Source organism: Streptomyces sp. NBC_01320, from assembly GCF_035974375.1.
GTDB classification, from domain to species: domain Bacteria; phylum Actinomycetota; class Actinomycetes; order Streptomycetales; family Streptomycetaceae; genus Streptomyces; species Streptomyces yanii.
The window spans coordinates 10,201,083-10,214,720 of record NZ_CP108390.1 but is presented as its reverse complement, the minus strand read 5'-3'; the positions used below and the strand labels follow the sequence as shown (position 1 = coordinate 10,214,720).

Genomic DNA, 13,638 nt, shown 5'->3' with positions numbered 1-13,638 from the left:
AACGCACCTGCTCAGGCCGGAAGGTGTACGAATCGGACGGTGAGCGCGAGGGTCGCCGGTCCCTTGATCATTCCGCCCTTGTTCCAGGTGAGCCCGAAATCGGCACGGTCGACGTCGATCTCGGCGGTCAGGGTGATCGCCGTCGCGGTGGACTCGGTGGTGCGGGCCGAGAAGGCGAGCGGCCGGGTCGTGCCGTGGACGGTGAGCCGTCCGGCCACCTCCACGTTGCCGCGGGCATCGGGGGTGGCGCTGTCGGCGGTGAAGACGAGCGTCGGGTAGCGGTCCGTGTCGAAGAAGTCGGCCGAGCGCAGATGGGCATCACGCTTCGCGTGGCCGGTGTCGAGGGAGGTCGCGTCGAGGGTGACGGAGCCATGCGCGGAGCCGTCGGCGCCGACCTCGCCCTCGCCGGTGACGCCGGTGAAAGCGCCCTTGACGTTGACGAGACCCCACATCGTCTTGTGTCGCAGCGCGACGGTGGTCGCGTCCTGGTCCAGGGTCCAGCTGCCGGTGGCGGCCGATTCGGTCGAGGGGGTGGTCTCGGCGGGATTGGTCATGAGATCAGAGCTCTCCAGATAGGTGGCGGCGTTGCTCTTGATTGAAGAGTAAACCTAACGCTGGCAATTAGGTAGCCAGTGAGATATTAGCGCGTTGACGTACTCTTGCAGAGATCACTGCACGTCGGAAGGGTGGGGGACCGGACCCATGGCAGACACCACACCGGCTGAAAAGACGGACGGCTGCCCCAGGGCCGAAGACGCAGCACTACTGCTGCAGTGGAACACCCTGCACAGCGGGCTGCGACGGCTGGGCGATCAGCTGCTGGAGGACGTGGAACGGGCCTCACACTCCGCCTCCTCGTCGGTCCAGGTGCTCTGGTACCTGCTGACGGTGCCTGACCATGCCGCGCCGATGAATCAGCTGTCCCAGCTGATGGGGTTCTCCACCGCCGGTACCACCAAGGTGGTCGACCGGCTGAGCGAGGCGGGCCTGGTGGAGCGAAGGCCCTCCCGGGCCGACCGCCGGGTGACGTACGCCGCCCTCACGCCTGCGGGCCTGGCAGCGGCAGCCGAGGCCTCCACGGCCCTGGCGGCGGCCCTGCGGCGCCGGATGGCGGCGGCCGGGATCAGCGAGGGCCGCTTCGCCGCCATGGCCGGCGACATCGCCCTGCTCGATCCGGCTCCCGGGCCGTGCACGGCGCGGCCGCACACGGAACACCAGGACACGGGGATCAGCGGCGTCGTCTGAGGACCTGGGCCACGCAGGTCACCAGGTCACTCGAACGGCCGGGTGACTTCCCGGGAGGCCGAACAGTCCTCCGCACAGCCGGTCCGAACCGCCCCGATCCGACTGGACACTCGTCGTTCGGCGCCGCCTCAGGCCCCCGTCACCCCGTCCAGCCGCTCCCGCACCAGATCGGCGTGGCCGATGTGGCGCGCGTACTCCCCGATCATGTGGACGTGCACGAGGCGCAGCGAGAAGACCTCGCCGCCGTGGACAAAAGTGTCGTCGAGCGATGCGTCGGCAATGACGGCGTCCGCCAGTCGGCACTCTTCAACCAGGCGCGCATAGTCGTCGGCGGCGCACGCCGCGTCCAAGTCCTCGAAGTCCGCGTCCTTGCCCCTGGAGGGGTCGTACATCGGGTCGAGCGACTGGCCGGCGAAACGCTCCCGGAACCAGGTGCGTTCGACCTTGGCCATATGGCGAAGCAGCCCGAGAAGGGTGAGGTTGGACGGCGGTACGGTCTGTTCGGCAAGCTGCTCACCGGTCAGGCCGGCGCACTTCTGCAGCAGGGTGCTGCGGAACCATGCGAGATATCCCGTGAGCATCTCCCGCTCACCGGCGACGAGGGATCCCGGCTTGCGCGTTGCGTCTGGCGCTGTCCATGTCATCGAACGATCATGCCTGTCGGCCCGCGGATCCTGCCAGGGCTTTCAGGGGGTTTGATACTGGTGAGCTCGCGTATTCACGTGTCACCAGTTCTGGCGCTTGGGAGACGGGGTAGTGACCGTGCGCGTTTGTCGGGGAGGCAACGGATTGAGTGCTGTCAGGCCGCAGGAGCCTGACAGCGATGCAGCACGGAGCCTGGTGGAGCTTGTTGTAGGCGGTTTCGTCGAGTTCTCGCAGGCCAGGCGTTGGGCGAGGTTCGACGAATCCTTCAAGCATGAATCCGGCAGCCGGCAGCTCGTTGAGGAACGTTTCCAGCGGCATACGTTGGCAGTTAATTGCCAACGGCTTCTCCGCATCGTGCATGCGCAGTTCGCCCCGGTCGCCCAATCGCTCCCGCGCGTGACTCAGGAGCGTTGCGCTCCCGTCGATTCCGACAATCTCGGCACCACCCGCCAGGAGTTCGGCCGCGTAGTGCCGGCCCCGCAGCCCACATCGAGAATCTTCAGCCCGGCAACGTCGCCCGCCGGCGCGAGCATCGCGGGCCGGTCGGTGTGCGCGGGGCGATTCGTGAACGGTTCATGCATACCGCGCCCGCGGCCCTCGACGTCGACGTCGACACACCCGTCCCGTCGTCTCCGCCCGCGTGAACCACGAGCCGGCGTTGCGCGAGTACATCGCCGACCCGGTGCGCCAGTCACTGGAACCGGGGTCCGCCTGCCCGGACAGCGGGAAGCGGACCGATCTCACGCCAGCGCAGCCGCCTTGCGCAGCAGTACCGACCGCTCGCGGACGTTGCTGCACAGCCGGGCGGCGAGCTCCAGCTCGCCCCGTGCCTCAGCGGTCCGGCCGAGCCGGACGAGTAGCTCGCCGCGCACGCTCGGGAGCAGGTACGACCCCGACAGGCGGCCGGAGGCGACCAGCTCGTCCACAATGGACAGCGCCCGCTGTGGTCCATTCGCCATCGCGACAGCGACGGCCCGGTTGAGCTCGACCACGGGTGACGGAGCCACACGGCCGAGCGCCTCATAGAGGAGCACGACACGCTCCCAGTCGGTCTCCGGCACCGAGGATGCCGACGCGTGGCAGGCGGCTATCGCTGCCTGCAGCCCGTAAGGTCCAAGGCCGCGCCCGACAGCCGACGCTCGGCCGATCGCGGCCAGACCGCGACGGATCGCCGACTGGTCCCACAGGCGCCGATCCTGATCGTCCAGGAGCACAGCCTCGCCATCGGGCCCGGTGCGGGCGGGAAAGCGCGCGGCCGTGAGCTCGAACAGGGCAAGCAGCCCGTGCACCTCCGGCTCATCGGGCAGCAAGGCGGCCAGCATCCGGGCCAGCCGGATCGCCTCGTACGCGAGATCGGGACGAAGCAGGCAGTCACCCGTCGTCGCCGTCGAGCCCTCCGCGAAGATCACGTACAGCACGCTCAGGAGACCGCCGAGCCGCTCGCGCCGTTCCTCGGACGGCGGTAGCTCGAACGGCACTCCCGCCGCGGCGATCGTCTTCTTCGCCCGCGTGATCCGTGCCTGGACCGTCGGCACGGGCACAAGGAACGCCCGGGCGATTTCCTCGCTCGCCAGGCCGCCGACCACACGCAGTGTCAGGGCCACACGGGCCTCCGGCGAGAGCACCGGATGGCAGGCCACGAGCATCAGCGCGAGGACGTCGTCGTCGACCCGGTCGGGATCCCACGGCAGGTCGTCCGACCGACCCCTGGGGGCCGCCGCGCCCGAGCTCGCCTCACCCTCGGCTAGCTGGCCGGCGAGCGTGGCGTACCGCTCGTCGAGTGCCGACCGGCGGCGGAAGCTGTCGATGGCGCGCCTCCGCGCGGTCGCGAGCAGCCAGTTCACCGGATTCGCTGGCTCACCGTCGCGCGCCCAGGTGACGAGCGCCTCCGCCACCGCCTCCTGCGCGACGTCCTCGGCGAGCTCGAAGTCCCCGGTGAAGCGGGTCAGCGCACCGATGATCCGTGCGGACTCGATCCTCCAGACGGCCTCGACGGTCCGCCGGGCCGACTCGGTGCTCAGCGGGCCACCGGTGGCCGCGCGTGTCAGAGCTGGCCGGTCCGCTCGCGCCACGCCCGCTCCTTGATGATCCACTCGTTGTCCTGCGGGAACTCGTCGATGCCCGGCACGCGGCGGATCTCGCACTTCGATCCGGCAATCGCCGGGAGTCGCTTGGCCCACTCGACCGCCTCCTCCTTCGAAGCCACGTCGATCACGTAGAAGCCGCCGAACAGTTCCTTCGTCTCGCCGTACGGACCGTCGGTGACCACCGGCGTCTCGCCGCTGAAGTCGAGCACCACGCCCTGGGCCGGGTCATCCAGGCCCTCGGCGGCGACGAGCACGCCGGCCCGGATCATCTCCTCGTTGAAGCGACCCACCGCCTCGAGCATCTGCTCGAAGGGCGTCTCCATCATCTTCGCAACGGATTCGTCCGTGCCTCGCATGATCAGCATGTACTTCGCCATCTTCGATCTCCTTGTTATCGGGGCGCCTCTCGACCCTCTCACTCCAAGGTCGAACGAGGCAGCCGCAGATCGACACGGCAGAAGAACGCGGACCATTCTTTTCACCCCGACTTGGGGTTGGGGTCTCTCAAACGAGCTGTAACCAAGGTGGTTGGGTTTACTGACGGGCTGCGGAGAGGCGGCCGTCGAAGGTGATGTCGAGGGCGTTGAGTGCGGTCTTCCAGCACATGGTCCAGCGGGCTCGGCCCTTGCCGGTGGGGTCCAGGGACATGATGGCCATGTAGACGCATTTGAGTGCGGCCTGCTCGTTGGGGAAGTGTCCGCGGGCCTCGTCGATCAGTTGGTCGTCCAACCCCTTCGCCGGCTGCGGCTCAGCCGCCTCGACGGACTCGGCCTCAGTCACGTTGTCACTGGCCGTCGATGCGTCTTCCTTGACCAGGAGTTACACCGAAGGATTTACGGTCCCGTATCTGGCTGCACAGCTCCTGACCGTCATCCGTCCCTCCCTCCAAGGGCCAGGAGAATGGGCATATACAGTGACAGGCACTCACATTCTGGTGAGGAATACAGCCCCCCGGTCAACGTCCCCTACCAGTCTCACCCCCTTTCACCACTCGTCCGTGCTGTCCGAGGACCAGTCGGTCGTGGCGGAGGTGGTGATGTTCGTGGCCACGCCCACCACCAGGAAGAGGATCAGCAGGGCCTTCCCCGCTCCGGTCATGATCAGCGGCCGGGTGGCGGAACGGGGCTGCTGCTCGGGTACGAACAGGACCTCGTCGCCGAAGAATCCCTTGGGGTAGGCCGGAGTGAGCATCATGAAGTAGGCGTAGAAGCGCATTTCGTAACGGAGTGTCGCGGCCGAGGCCTCGAAGAGGGGCCGGGGCATGCGCCCCAGGATCAGTGTGATCAGCCACCAGATGAAGGACAGCGCCCACCAGCCGGAAGTGGCCAGCCCCTGTACGACCGCTGCCGGAATCATCAGGATCAGGCGGAAGAAGACAGCCAGCCGGTTGAGTTCCGTCGGCCGGAGCTCGATCTGGACCGGATAGTCCGGCGGCGGCGTCAAGGCGAACGGCGGATAGCGGTCGATCAGCAGCATCGCACTCGCGCCGACCCGCGTCTGGTAGCCGAGATATCCGGCGAGAAAGCGGAAGACCGGTTCGGGCAGCCGCCCCAGGACCAGGGCGGCGAACCAGCCCGCGATGGTGGTGAAGAAGGCCGCGATGTAGAGGAAGAACAACACGATGAAGTGCGGGATCAGCAGGAGCAGCCGCACCAGCACCGTGAGCCGGCGCTGCCTCGCCGGCTCGACGAGGTCGAGCACAGGGAGCCACTCCCCCACGTCCGCTCCCCTGGGGCCCGTCCATCGGGCGTCAGCCATGTCGCTCCTCCTCGGCGGATGGTGCGTACGCCATCGGCACCTACGACGTCACCCCACGCTCGGCCCGCCGGTGGGGGCCCGCAATCGGCCACGGGCCGATCGGGTGTCCGAACGGGCCGCGCCGGACCGGGCGGGACCCGGCCATCGGTCGTCCCCCGATGACCGGGTCCGTCGTCATGCGGTCACGTCACGCCAGGAGGTCGGCGTACGTCCGTACAGGCGATCGCCGACCGGAACGCCAACACCGTCCGTATCCCCCTGAATGAGGAGTGCCGGCTCGGCACGGCCAACGTCGACCCGCAGTACGCGGGAGACGCCTACATCAGCGCCGTGAAGGAACTGGTCGAACGGGTCGAGGACCACGGCATGACGCCCCTCGTGGAACTGCACTGGACCTGGGGCCAGTACACCGGCAACTCGGCGGGCTGCTCCGACGTGCACGCCAGCTGCCAGAAGCCGATGCCGGACGCCCAGTACACCCCGGCCTTCTGGTCGTCTGTCGCCTCGACCTTCAAGGACGACCGGGCCGTCGCGTTCGACCTGTTCAACGAGCCGTATCCGGACCGCGCCACCTCGACCGTCGACCAGGCCTGGACAACCTCGACACCCACGGCATCGCCTCACTGTACGAGGCATTCGAACCAGAAGAGGCCTTCGCCCTGGCCCAACGCCTCGAGATCCACCACACACCCAAACACGGGTCATGGCTCAACATCGCCGAGATCGAACTCTCCGCGCTGACCCGGCAATGCCTCGACCGCCGGATCAGCAACCTCGACAACCTCAACACCGAACTCTCAGCCTGGCAGAACGCCACCAACACCGACCAACGTCACGTGGACTGGCAGTTCGGCCGGGTCCGGGCGCTCCCCCGCCCGGGCCCGGCTCACCGATCACCGGTCACGGGTCAGCAGCCGGCCGAACAGGGCGCGTCCGGAGGCAACCAGCCCGGACGCGCTTCGGCCGGTCGCGGCCCCGCTCCGGGTCTTGGGCTTGGACTTCGGCTTCGGCTTCGGCTTCGGCTTCGGCTTGGACTTGGACTTGGACTTGGACGTGGAGGTCAGCTTCGACTTGGATTTGGGCGTCGGCTTGGACGTGGACTTCGGCTCGGATCTCGACGCAGGCTTCCGCTTGGACCTCGGCTGGGTACCAGGCTTAGCCTTCGGCTCCGCAGCCGCCTCCGCCCTGGTCGTTCCGTTCGCCAGCACGTGATAGCGATGGCTGATCCGCCGCCCCACCAGCAGATATCCGAGCAGCGCACCGCTCGTATTGAGGATCACGTCATCGATGTCGAAGGCGCGCCCGGTGACCAGGGCGCCCTGGACGAGTTCGATCACCACCATCACCGTCACCGTCAGCATGACCATGCGCAGCATCCGGAGCCGGCGCGGCACAAGAATCGGCAGCAGGATGCCGAACGGGACGCCCAGCAGCAGGTTTCCGCCGGCCTGCTTGCAGGCCGCGAGGAAGGTGTAGTCCTCGGCGTACTGCCGCAGCGATCTTCCCGGCCGAAGGTTGGACCGGACGAGGTCCTCCGACGCCGATGACGGGGTCAGCGTCACCTTCGCCAGAGCGAAGGAGAAGGCGGTCAGGGCCACGAGGGCAGCCACCAGCACGAGTGCACGCAGCAGCGTGGCTCCCCACACCCTCCGTCGCCGCTCTGTACGGTTCACCTCTGCAGTCATGGCACCCGGATGCCCTCATCGACCACAACCACACCTGGGGAACGGCCTTCCATGCCCCAGCGGGCCAGCAAAGGACGGGGCAGGATCGCTTGACGATCCGCTGTCCCTGTCGGACCCCGAACGGCCGGACTCCGTACCGTTCCTGGGCAGTGGGCAGGAGTGCGTCCTGTCTCGCCGGCACGCCCCGAACGGTCTTGGGCGCGCTGGCCCTCCGCTTTCGCGTCCTGGGCGGCGACGCATATCCCGTACCGCCCTCCGCCGGCTGACGGGTCCCGGCCGGTTCGAGGCGGTTACGGCGCAGCGTGGCCACCCATTCGTCGTCCACGCCGAGCCGGTGGCCGCTCAGCCGCGTACGGAGCGTGGGCTGCGGCGGGATCCGCCAGGAAGAAGCGCATGACGCCGACGGCGCCCTGCTATCCGCCGACGTCGCGGAAGTTGTGGAATCACGCGACGTGTATGTGTCTGTTCACACCACCCAACCCTAGGGTGTCAGGCGTGTCCACTCCCACTGTGCCCATCGGCCGGCCCAGCACGGGCTCCGTGCGCGATCCGCGAAGCGAATGGGTCCTGATACTGCTCTCCGCCGCGTCCGGGGCGGCGGATGCGTTCGCCTTCATCTGCGTCGGCCAGGTCTTCGCCGGGGTGATGACGGGCAATCTGGTGCTGCTGGGTGTTTCCGCCGCCGGTGCCGGGGAGGACGGGGTGGCGCTGCGTGTCGTGACCGCGCTCGTCGCGTATGGCTGCGGGGTCACGTGCGGTGCGTGGATGAGTGAGCGGCTGCGGTACCGGCTGTCGGTGATATTGCTGGTCGAGGTGGCGCTGCTCGCGGCCGGAGCCGTGGTGTGGGGGCTCGACCTGGTCACGTCCGACAGGGACCGGTTGGGGCTGCTGGCGATCATTGCCCTGGCGATGGGGATTCAGGGCCGTATCCGCCCGACGCCGACCAATTACTTCACCGGCACGCTGACATCCCTCGTCAGCCGCGTGGCGCTGGGTGCGTTGCGCGAGGGGGACGGCTGGGTGATCGGCCGACTTCTCGCCGTCGTGGCGGGTGCGGCGGTCACGGCGTTGGCGGTACGGCTCTGGCCGGCCGCCGCAGCCATGGTCGCGGCGGTGCCGGCGGCAGGTGCGTTGCTGGTCGAAGTGGTGCCGGGGCGCGCGTCACGGAAGTGAGGGGCGGGCGGACAGAGAGAGGCCCCGGCCGGATCGGGGGAATCCAGCCGGGGCAGTTTGGGGGTGGGCGCTGTGCGCGTCATCCACATATAGGTGAACGATAAACCATCGAATTCCGTTCCCTCGAATCCGTACCGCCCACTGTGACGCGACACACGAGCCTCAGCGTCCGACGGGCGCCGTGGTCCCGTAGCGGCGCCGGAACTGCTCGATCCGGCCCGCCGTGTCCAGCACGCGATGAGTGCCGGTGTAGAAGGGGTGGCTCGCCGACGAGGTCTCCACATCGATGACCGGGTAGCTGGCGCCGTCCTCCCACTCCACGCGCCGGTCGGAGTCGGCGGTCGAGCGGGTCAGGAAAGCGACCCCCGCGGCGCGGTCACGGAAGACGACCGGACGGGAGACGGGGTGGATGCGGGGCTTCATGCGCGTTCCTTCCTTGCTGCTGAGAGGAGGGCCTGCTACTGGCGGTCGGGCTCGACGGGTCAGCGCTCCTCGCGGAAGAGGACGTGCTGCCCTGCGGCGGGGTCGTACTTGCGCAGCACCAGCCGGTCGGGGCTGTTGCGGCGGTTCTTGCGGGTCACATAGGTCTGCCCGGTACCGGCCGTCGACCTCAGAGTGACGACGGGGCGGGTTTCACTGCGTGCCATGGGCACCTCCGGTCGTTTCCGCCGACCCCAATTCCAAGCTTGTGGGAATGGGTGTCGTTTTCGTTCTGCTGCTGTAACGCGGGTGGGTCCGGTGACATTCCCGCCCCGGACACCGGCGCGCAGCGATCAGGGTCAGGTGCGGCGCCGGTCTTGAATGTCGGGTACCGCAATCCCGCAGACACCCCCGACGAACCCGAGAAGATCCACCGTGCGCACCCCTCGCCCAGGCATCAGCCTCCCCACCTTCGGCCCGCACGCGGGCCCGGAAGCCGTGGCCACCGTCGCGAGCGCCGCCGAGGGGCTCGGCTTCCACAGCGTGTCCGTCGCCGCGCGGATATTCGCACGGCAGGCTCGATGTCGGCCTCGGCCAGGGGTGGCTGCGAACCTCGCACCGGAGGCGCAGGGTCAGGTGTTGCAGGAGGTGGCGGCGCCCCATCGGTCGCCCTTCGCGGACGGCGCCACGAAGAGCGACGACGCTCGTTGATCACTGTGCCCAGCACAGCAACGACTGCCGGAGGAACGACACCCATGCGCTTCAAGAACACCCTGACGACCGCGGCCGCCACGGCGTTGATCGCTGCGGCCACGCTGACCGCGGCGGGCCCGGCGGCCGCCGCGGGTGACACCGCGCCCGCCTGTATCGCGCGTGAGGTCGTCAAGCAGAACAAGACGGCCCGGACGACCAACAACTGCGGAAAGAACATGCACATCCAGCTGGTCATCAACAACGGTCCGGACAAGCAGTGCTGGACCACGTTCCCGGGCGAGACCCTGGAATGGAAGTGGAAGGTCGGCTCGTACGGGCGCATCGCCGTCTGTTAGCCGAGGCCACCATCGGCTCCCGGAGCCCCTGCACGTCAACAGGGGCTCCTCGCATATGCCCGGACCGGGTGCGGCACGACCCGCGGGACCCGGCGCACTCCGGCGCGCGCGGCGCCGCACACGCCGGATGACTTGCATCAACACTCTTCGACAGCAAGGCTGTTCGGAAAATCCGCCACCCAGGCAGCCTATGGCATATGTCAGATGCAACTACGTATCGAGTGTTGCCAAATCGCTTACGGGCTTCCTCAGCCTGTGCCACAGTCGTCATCGGTCACCTTTCAGACCTGGTCGTGCCGTGCCTGTATCGGAGTACGAGATGCCGCCCCATCTGTCCGCGGACCGCCCCGCCCCGCAGCCGCCCGAACGCGATGCCGTCGATGTGCTGATCGACCGGACCCTTCGGCTGCGCGGCGACATGGACGCGGTGCGGCGCGACGCCGTCCTGATCGACGAGGACGATCCGCAACTGCGCTGGCAGCGTGCGCTCTGCGAACTGGCTGTCCATCACCTCGACGATCTCGGCGCGCATCTGGGACAACTGAAGGAAGGTCTGCCGCCGGGGGATGCGGAGCAGTTCGCCGAGGAGTCGGAGCCCGCCCAGGAGAAGCCGTTCGACGAGCCGCAGCCCGGTTCACTGCTCAGCCGTGTGGGCAGCGCCGAGTGGAATCTGCTGACCGACGAGGTCAGCTGGTCGGAGGAGCTCTTCCAGATCTTCGGCCGGTCCCCACAGGCGGGACCACTGTCGCTGGACGAGCTTCCGTCCGTGCTGTTTCCCGAGGATCAGCCGTTGCTCACCTCTCTGGTGACGGCCTGTCTGGTCGACGGGAAACCGATAGACGGCGAGTTCCGCATTCTGCGGGCCGACGGACGGATGCACACCCTGCACATGATGGGCGAGCCCGTCCTCGACGCGGACGGCTGCACCGCCTCCATGTGGGCGGTTCTGCGCGATGTGAGCGAACTGCGCCGCAGCCAGCGCGTGGTGGGCCGGACCCGTGAGTCGATCCGGCGCCAGCAGCACATGGCGCAGACCGAACGACGGATGGCGGTCGAGCTGCAGGAGACCGTGCTGCCCCCGTGGCGCGGCTCGCTGCGCCTGCCGCAACAGGGACCCGGCGCACTGGATGTCGCGGCGCACTATCTGCCTTCGGACTCCAGCGCCCTGATCGGCGGCGACTGGTACGACGCACTGGAGCTGCCCGACGGCAGAACGCTCCTCACGGTCGGCGATCTGACCGGTCATGGCATCCCCGCCACCACAGCCATGGCGATGCTGCTGGGCGCACTGCGCGGCATGGCCGTCGCCGGCATCGAGCCGGGCGCTCTGATGGGCCATCTCAACCAGTTACTCCAATCGTCGGCCCAGCCCGCTCTCGGCAGCGCGGTGTGCTGCCGTTTCGACCCGGCGACCGGCACTCTCGCCTGGTCGCAGGCCGGCCACCCCGCACCACTGCTCTTCCGCAACGGAGCGGGACGCCCGCTGCCCCCGCCGGACGGGGTCCTGCTCGGTGCCGCGTCCGGGGTCGCGTACGAGCAGGACGAAGTGCACCTGCTGCCCGGTGATGTGCTCGTTCTGCACACCGACGGACTGACCCGCCGCAGTGACCGGGGTGCGGGCCCGGAGGCACTGCCCGGTCTCGCACCGCGCTTCGCCGAGGCCCATACGGCACAGGAGTGCGTACGTATCGTCGTCGAGGAGTTCGGCGTGACCGAGCGCCTGGACGACGCATGCGTGCTGGTCGCCCGCATCGGGGCGTGAACGCCCGGTAGGCCGCCGGAGCACGACAGCAGCGCGAATCACAGCACGGCACAGGAACGCAGACGGACGAGCCCCCTACGCATGCCGTGCTCGGCGGTGGGTTGTCGGCGCCCCTCCTCTTCGCGGCGTCGGCCGATCAGATCTCCGAACGCCTGGGTCGCTTGATGATCGAACTCTGCGGCAAGGCAAGCTCGATCTCCTCGCGCAGGTCCTGGATCTTCGCGTATCCCGCGAACTGACCGGTGAGCCGGTACATTTCGCGCAGTCGGTCCCAGGTGCGGTGCGAGGAGGTCTCTCCCATCGACACCAGGGCAAGCCGTGCGTAACGGTCGGCCTGCTCCGGGTCGTCGGCGATGAAGCACGCCGAGGCGAGCGAGATGTAGTCGAAGATCTTGGAGCGCTGGCGCCCGTTGACGCGCAGCTCCAGTGCCTGCTTGGCATGGCGCTGGGCTGTGATCGCCGCGGCCGGCTCGTGCTCGGCGAGCGTACGGAACGCCAACGCCTGCATGCCGTGCAGATCCGCCTCGTCGAACATCTGCATCCAACTGGGCGGCGGCACATCTCCCTTGTCCGATACGAAGAGGTCCTCGGCCTGGCCGAGTGTACGGCGCATGGCCTGCCCGCGGCCCATGGATGCCTGTGCCCACGCCTCGATGGTGTGCAGCATCGCCTGGGTGCGTGGCAGCACCATGTCCCCTGAGCCGGACTTGGCCAGCTTCATCAGGTCCAGGGCGTCGTCGGGACGGCCCAGGTGGACCATCTGACGGGCCGCCCGGGAGAGCGCCTCGCCCGCGCGCGGGCGGTCGCCTCCCTCGCGCGCCGCATGGGCGGCGATCACGAAGTACTTCTGGGCGGTGGGTTCCAGACCGATGTCGTGGGACATCCACCCCGCGAGAACAGCGAGGTTGGCGGCGACGCCCCAGAGGCGGCGCTGCAGATGGTCGGGGTGGTGGTAGGCGAGCATGCCGCCCACCTCGTTGAGCTGGCCCACGACGGCCTTGCGCTGGAGTCCGCCGCCCCGGGACGCGTCCCAGGCGCGGAACACCTCGACGGACCGCTCCAGCGCCTCGATCTCCTCCGATCCGATGGGGGCGGCCTCGTACCGGTCGAAACCGGCCTGGTCCACGTGGAAGGGATCGTCGATCCGTGGAGCATCGGCCGCCAGAACGGGGTCGGTGTGCAGCCAGTCGTGCATGGGGCCGGTGATGGTTGATCCTGCGGCGAGCGCGGCGCCCGCGCTCACCAAGCCGCGTCGGTTGAGCATGAGGTCCATTCCCGTGAATTCGGTGAGGACCGCTGCCGTCCGTTCGGGCGCCCACGGCAGTCCGTCGGGATTGTCCTGCGTCCCGACCTCTCGCCGCTTCCCCACACGCCCGCGCCGACCGAACCCGAGGTCCTCGATGGTCACGACACGACCGAGCCGCTCGGTGAACAGGGCAGCCAGCACTTCGGGCACGGGATCGCGTGGGGATTCCCCCATGTCGATCCAACGCCTCACCCGCGAGGTGTCGGTGGCCAGCTGCGGGTGGCCCATGGCCGCCGCCTGCCGGTTCACCATTCTCGCGAGTTCGCCCTTGGACCAGCCGGCAAGGCCGAACAGGTCAGACAGGCGGGTGTTGGGTTGTCCGGTCACGTCAAGCCCCCAGGTTCTCGGCTGTGTTGACACTAACCCTCTGTCAGATGCGTTGCGACTATTCGCCAGGGTTCGCCAGGGTCCGCCAGATGGTCCGCAACCCGCGATCCGGTGTCAGGTAGGAAAGCGCCACCCCGTCCGGCAGCCCTAGGTACTCCCCAGGGTGCCGAACGGCCGCCGG

13 protein-coding genes and 3 pseudogenes are annotated in these 13,638 nt (G+C 68.4%); 6 read left to right on the top strand and 10 right to left on the bottom strand.

The annotated features are described in order from the left end of the window. Positions 1-11: 11 nt before the first annotated feature. Entirely contained in the window at positions 12-554 is a 543-nt protein-coding gene (locus tag OG395_RS46390) for a YceI family protein (RefSeq protein ID WP_327248292.1), read from the bottom strand. Positions 555-702: 148 nt separating this feature from the next. On the opposite strand from OG395_RS46390, the gene OG395_RS46385 reads away from it, so the two are divergent. Continuing rightward, the gene (locus OG395_RS46385) at positions 703-1,245 is read left to right on the top strand and encodes a MarR family winged helix-turn-helix transcriptional regulator (protein WP_327248291.1); all 543 of its coding nucleotides are present in this window, start codon (positions 703-705) and stop codon (positions 1,243-1,245) included. Positions 1,246-1,373: 128 nt separating this feature from the next. Here OG395_RS46385 and OG395_RS46380 read toward each other — a convergent pair whose 3' ends face one another. The 5 genes and pseudogenes from OG395_RS46380 to OG395_RS46360 form a co-directional block, all read right to left on the bottom strand. Next, positions 1,374-1,889, bottom strand: coding sequence for a DinB family protein (locus tag OG395_RS46380; protein ID WP_327248290.1), 516 nt, complete (start codon positions 1,887-1,889; stop codon positions 1,374-1,376). Between the two features lie 741 nt (positions 1,890-2,630). Beyond that, complete coding sequence (locus OG395_RS46375) at positions 2,631-3,962, bottom strand: RNA polymerase sigma factor (protein ID WP_327248289.1); 1,332 nt, start codon at positions 3,960-3,962, stop codon at positions 2,631-2,633. Further along, positions 3,935-4,354: a YciI family protein gene (locus tag OG395_RS46370; protein WP_327248288.1), complete on the bottom strand. Its 420-nt coding sequence runs from the start codon at positions 4,352-4,354 to the stop codon at positions 3,935-3,937. Before OG395_RS46370 ends, OG395_RS46375 begins: the two co-directional genes overlap by 28 nt. Before the next feature lie 157 nt (positions 4,355-4,511). Further along, positions 4,512-4,682, bottom strand: a pseudogene (locus OG395_RS46365) (IS256 family transposase); the annotation flags it as partial. A 279-nt stretch (positions 4,683-4,961) separates the two neighbouring features. Beyond that, positions 4,962-5,735 carry a DUF4389 domain-containing protein gene (locus OG395_RS46360; protein ID WP_327248287.1) on the bottom strand — a complete coding sequence of 258 codons (774 nt, stop codon included), beginning with the start codon at positions 5,733-5,735 and terminating at the stop codon, positions 4,962-4,964. Positions 5,736-5,945: 210 nt separating this feature from the next. Between OG395_RS46360 and OG395_RS46355 the strand changes: the two are divergent. Both OG395_RS46355 and OG395_RS46350 read left to right on the top strand, forming a co-directional pair. Further along, positions 5,946-6,329: pseudogene (locus OG395_RS46355) on the top strand (cellulase family glycosylhydrolase); the annotation flags it as partial. After that, positions 6,329-6,586: pseudogene (locus OG395_RS46350) on the top strand (transposase); the annotation flags it as partial. The pseudogenes OG395_RS46355 and OG395_RS46350, both read left to right, overlap by 1 nt. Positions 6,587-6,628: 42 nt before the next feature. Here OG395_RS46350 and OG395_RS46345 read toward each other — a convergent pair. After that, the gene (locus tag OG395_RS46345) at positions 6,629-7,420 is read right to left on the bottom strand and encodes a VanZ family protein (RefSeq protein WP_442818679.1); all 792 of its coding nucleotides are present in this window, start codon (positions 7,418-7,420) and stop codon (positions 6,629-6,631) included. A 495-nt stretch (positions 7,421-7,915) separates the two neighbouring features. Between OG395_RS46345 and OG395_RS46340 the strand changes: the two genes are divergently transcribed. Further along, a complete protein-coding gene (locus OG395_RS46340; protein WP_327248285.1) occupies positions 7,916-8,593 on the top strand; it encodes a YoaK family protein in 678 nt (225 codons plus the stop codon). Positions 8,594-8,755: 162 nt separating this feature from the next. Here the strand turns inward: OG395_RS46340 and OG395_RS46335 are convergent, their stop codons facing one another. Further along, on the bottom strand, positions 8,756-9,016 hold the full coding sequence (locus tag OG395_RS46335) for a type B 50S ribosomal protein L31 (protein WP_327248284.1): 261 nt from the start codon (positions 9,014-9,016) through the stop codon (positions 8,756-8,758). A gap of 59 nt (positions 9,017-9,075) precedes the next feature. Next, complete coding sequence (gene rpmG / locus OG395_RS46330) at positions 9,076-9,240, bottom strand: 50S ribosomal protein L33 (RefSeq protein WP_327248283.1); 165 nt, start codon at positions 9,238-9,240, stop codon at positions 9,076-9,078. 528 nt (positions 9,241-9,768) lie between these two features. Here rpmG and OG395_RS46325 point away from each other — a divergent pair. Beyond that, entirely contained in the window at positions 9,769-10,062 is a 294-nt protein-coding gene (locus OG395_RS46325) for a hypothetical protein (protein ID WP_327248282.1), read from the top strand. A gap of 319 nt (positions 10,063-10,381) precedes the next feature. Next, a complete protein-coding gene (locus OG395_RS46320) occupies positions 10,382-11,824 on the top strand; it encodes a PP2C family protein-serine/threonine phosphatase (protein WP_327249680.1) in 1,443 nt (480 codons plus the stop codon). A gap of 136 nt (positions 11,825-11,960) precedes the next feature. Here the strand turns inward: OG395_RS46320 and OG395_RS46315 are convergent, their stop codons facing one another. Further along, positions 11,961-13,457, bottom strand: coding sequence for a DNA-binding protein NsdB (locus OG395_RS46315; protein WP_327248281.1), 1,497 nt, complete (start codon positions 13,455-13,457; stop codon positions 11,961-11,963). Between the last annotated feature and the right edge of the window lie 181 nt (positions 13,458-13,638).

Bases quoted from the DNA above. Each gene is read 5' to 3' on its own strand.
- rpmG (WP_327248283.1), bottom strand. From the start codon at position 9,240: ATGGCACGCAGTGAAACCCGCCCCGTCGTCACTCTGAGGTCGACGGCC.
- OG395_RS46325 (WP_327248282.1), top strand. From the start codon at position 9,769: ATGCGCTTCAAGAACACCCTGACGACCGCGGCCGCCACGGCGTTGATC.
- OG395_RS46345 (WP_442818679.1), bottom strand. From the start codon at position 7,420: ATGACTGCAGAGGTGAACCGTACAGAGCGGCGACGGAGGGTGTGGGGA.
- OG395_RS46335 (WP_327248284.1), bottom strand. From the start codon at position 9,016: ATGAAGCCCCGCATCCACCCCGTCTCCCGTCCGGTCGTCTTCCGTGAC.
- OG395_RS46390 (WP_327248292.1), bottom strand. From the start codon at position 554: ATGACCAATCCCGCCGAGACCACCCCCTCGACCGAATCGGCCGCCACC.
- OG395_RS46380 (WP_327248290.1), bottom strand. From the start codon at position 1,889: ATGACATGGACAGCGCCAGACGCAACGCGCAAGCCGGGATCCCTCGTC.
- OG395_RS46370 (WP_327248288.1), bottom strand. From the start codon at position 4,354: ATGGCGAAGTACATGCTGATCATGCGAGGCACGGACGAATCCGTTGCG.
- OG395_RS46320 (WP_327249680.1), top strand. From the start codon at position 10,382: ATGCCGCCCCATCTGTCCGCGGACCGCCCCGCCCCGCAGCCGCCCGAA.
- OG395_RS46385 (WP_327248291.1), top strand. From the start codon at position 703: ATGGCAGACACCACACCGGCTGAAAAGACGGACGGCTGCCCCAGGGCC.
- OG395_RS46360 (WP_327248287.1), bottom strand. From the start codon at position 5,735: ATGGCTGACGCCCGATGGACGGGCCCCAGGGGAGCGGACGTGGGGGAG.